The organism is Saccharomonospora iraqiensis subsp. iraqiensis (genome assembly GCF_000430445.1).
GTDB lineage: Bacteria > Actinomycetota > Actinomycetes > Mycobacteriales > Pseudonocardiaceae > Saccharomonospora > Saccharomonospora iraqiensis.
Window position 1 is genome coordinate 1 of sequence record NZ_KE387103.1, and the last position, 2,979, is coordinate 2,979.

The following is a 2,979-nucleotide window of genomic DNA, read 5'->3' on the forward strand; positions in this document are numbered from 1 at the left end:
TGTTCGTGGCGCTGCCCGTGCTGGTGCCGCTGCTGGCGGCGGCGGTCTCCCTGCTCGTGGGGCAGGTGCCCGCGGCCCAGCGCGTGCTGAGCCTGCTGGTGCTGACCTTCATCGCCGTGGTGGCCGCCGTGCTGCTGGTGCGGGCCGACGGTTCGGGGCCGGTGGTGCTCCAGCTCGGGGGCTACGCGGCCCCGGTCGGCATCACCCTGATCGCGGACCGGTTGGCGGCGCTGCTGCTGCTGGTCTCCATCGTGGTGATGCTCGGCGTGCTCGTGTTCGCCATCGGGCAGCGCGTCACCGACACCGGTCGGGTCTCCACCACCACCGCGTTCCACCCGATGTACCTGGTGCTGTGCGCCGGGGTGTCGTTGGCGTACCTGACCGGCGACCTGTTCAACCTGTTCGTGGCGTTCGAGATGATGCTGTCCGCCTCGTACGTGCTCATGACCCGGCAGACGACGGCGAGCCGGATCCGGCCGAGCATGACCTACGTCATCGTCAGCCTCACCTCGTCGCTGCTGTTCCTGACGATGATCGCGATCGTCTACGCCGCCACCGGCACGGTGAACCTCGCCGACCTCTCGCACGCCATCGCCGGGCTGCCGTCCGGGGTGCGGAGCGCGCTCGGGCTGCTGATGATGGTGGTGTTCGGCATCAAGTCGGCGGTGGTGCCGTTGCACTTCTGGCTGCCGGACAGTTACCCGACCGCGCCCGCGCCGATCACGGCGGTGTTCGCGGCGTTGCTCACCAAGGTCGGTGTGTACGCGATCATCCGGACCCAGACGCTGCTGTTCTCCAACGCCGCCGACTGGAACTTCCTGCTCGCGGTGGCGTTGCTGACGATGGTGGTGGGTGCGCTCGGCGCGATCGCGCAGAACGACCTCAACCGTGTGCTGTCGTTCCTGCTGGTGTCCGGGATCGGGTTCATGCTGTTCGGGTTGGCGCTGTTCACCGTGACCGGGCTCGTCGGCGTGATCGTCTACATCATCCACCACATCGCCGTCATGGCGGCGTTGTTCCTGGTCAGCGGGTTGGTGACGCGGTTCACCGGCACCGCGTCGCTGCACGACATGTGCGGGGTGGCCACCGGCTACCCGTTGATCGCGATCGTGTTCTCGGTCCCCGCGCTCAGCCTGGCGGGCATCCCGCCGTTCTCCGGGTTCGTGGCCAAGGCCACGCTGTTGCGCGCGGGGGTGGAACTGGGCACGCCGATGGCCTACGTGGTCACCGGCGGCGCGGTGGTGACCAGCCTGCTCATCCTCTACGCCCTGAGCAAGGTCTGGGCATCGGTGTTCTGGGGACGGCCGCGCGCCCCGGTGGCCGACGTCGACCCGAACGACGAGCTCACCGTCGGCACCGGCACGCGGTCCCGGGCGATGCTGACCGCGACCATCGGCATGGCCCTCGTCGGCCTCGCGATCACCGTCGCGGCCGGGCCGGTGTCCGGTGTCGCCGAACGGGCCGCCACCGACCTCCTCGACCGCGGCCCGTACCGGCAGTCCGTGCTCGTCGGGGGAGGTTCCCCGTGAGACCCGTGCGACGCCAGCTGTCGACGTTGTCCCTGCCGCTGTTCGTCTGGCTGGTGGTGGTCTGGATCCTGCTGTGGGGTTCGGTCGCCCCGGGCACGGTCGTCGCGGGGATCGTCGTGTCGCTCGGGGTGCTGGTGCTGTTCCCTCTTCCCGCGGTGCACTTCCCGGTGTTGCGGCCGGTGCGGCTGGTCCGGCTGATCGGCTACGTGGTCGTCGATCTGGTCTCCTCCGCCCTGCGCACCGGCGTCGAGGTGATCCGGTACGGCCCGCGGGTGCGGGCCGCGGTCGTCGCCGTGCCCGCGCTGTCCGATCTGGACCACGTGATCGCCGCCGCCGCCGGGGCGATCTCGCTGACCCCGGACACCTTCGTGATCCAGATCGACCGGGAGGGCGGGGTCCTCTACGTGTACTCGCTCGGTGTCCGCAGCCGGGAGCAGGCCGACCACGCGCACGACCAGGCGCTGGCGCTGCAGGTGCGGGTGGTCCGGGCGATCGGCACCGCGGACGAGGCGGGCCGGGTCGCGGACCGGGCGGACCGGCTGCGCCGCGGGCGTCCCGTCTCCCCCGAGAAGTCCCCCGAGGCGCCGCCGGAGGAGGAGTCATGACCGTCGTCTACGTCACGACCTACGTGCTGCTGACCGTCGCCGGGGTGTGCACCCTCGGCCGGATGCTGCGCGGCCCCGGCGCGCTCGACCGGGTGCTCGCCCTCGACGTGGTGCTGGTGCTGATCGTGGCCGGGGTGGCGGTGGGGATGGCCTGGTCCGGCCTCGGACTCAATGTGGCGCTGCTGCTCGCGGTGGCGCTGCTGAGCTTCATCGGGTCGGTCAGTGCCGTCCGGCTCGTCGAGCGCTGGGGAGGTGACCGGTGATCGTGCTCGACGTGCTCACCGCGGTGAGCATGCTCTCCGGCGCGGTGTTCTGCGTGCTCGGCGGGATCGGGCTGGTGCGGTTCCCGGACGTGCCGAGCCGCCTGCAGGCCGCGACCAAGCCGCAGACGGTCGGACTGCTGCTCGTGCTGCTGGGCAGCGCGTTGCAGGTGGGACCGTCCGGGGCGGCCGGGCTGCTGCTCGCCGCCCTGTTCCAGGTGATCACCGCGCCCGTGCTGTCCCAGCTGTTCGGTGGCGTGGCCTACCACATCGGCGCACGCGAGGAGTCCACCGTCGTGGTCGACGACCTCGCCGAACGCCTGGGTGCCCCGCACGACTGACCGGCAGGCAGAATGGGGCCCGCACACGATGACCACATCAGGGGAAGGAACGGTCGGTGGCGGGAGCCCTACGCGGGGTGGTAGCACTCGACGGCCCTTCGGGGACCGGGAAGACCACGGCCGCACGCGAACTGGCCGCGGCCCTCGGGGCGGGCTATCTGGACACCGGGGCGATGTACCGCGTCGTCACGCTGGCCGTGCTGCGCGCGGGCGTCGACCCGGCGGACGCGGAGGCCGTGGCCGC

General features: G+C 71.4%; 5 protein-coding genes. All 5 read left to right on the top strand.

The annotated features are described in order from the left end of the window. Positions 1 to 5: 5 nt before the first annotated feature. Positions 6 to 1,529, top strand: a complete 1,524-nt coding sequence (locus ACTIR_RS0114890; RefSeq protein WP_026454887.1) for a Na+/H+ antiporter subunit D — start codon at positions 6 to 8, stop codon at positions 1,527 to 1,529. Continuing rightward, positions 1,526 to 2,134 carry a Na+/H+ antiporter subunit E gene (locus tag ACTIR_RS0114895; protein ID WP_026454888.1) on the top strand — a complete coding sequence of 203 codons (609 nt, stop codon included), beginning with the start codon at positions 1,526 to 1,528 and terminating at the stop codon, positions 2,132 to 2,134. The genes ACTIR_RS0114890 and ACTIR_RS0114895 overlap by 4 nt, the downstream gene beginning before the upstream one ends. After that, entirely contained in the window at positions 2,131 to 2,397 is a 267-nt protein-coding gene (locus ACTIR_RS0114900) for a monovalent cation/H+ antiporter complex subunit F (protein WP_007025528.1), read from the top strand. Before ACTIR_RS0114895 ends, ACTIR_RS0114900 begins: the two co-directional genes overlap by 4 nt. After that, positions 2,394 to 2,735 carry a monovalent cation/H(+) antiporter subunit G gene (gene mnhG, locus ACTIR_RS0114905; RefSeq protein WP_007025529.1) on the top strand — a complete coding sequence of 114 codons (342 nt, stop codon included), beginning with the start codon at positions 2,394 to 2,396 and terminating at the stop codon, positions 2,733 to 2,735. The genes ACTIR_RS0114900 and mnhG overlap by 4 nt, the downstream gene beginning before the upstream one ends. Before the next feature lie 56 nt (positions 2,736 to 2,791). Continuing rightward, the coding region (locus ACTIR_RS23565; protein ID WP_199285630.1) for a (d)CMP kinase at positions 2,792 to 2,979 on the top strand (188 nt) is incomplete at its 3' end.

Bases quoted from the DNA above. Each gene is read 5' to 3' on its own strand.
- ACTIR_RS0114900 (WP_007025528.1), top strand. From the start codon at position 2,131: ATGACCGTCGTCTACGTCACGACCTACGTGCTGCTGACCGTCGCCGGG.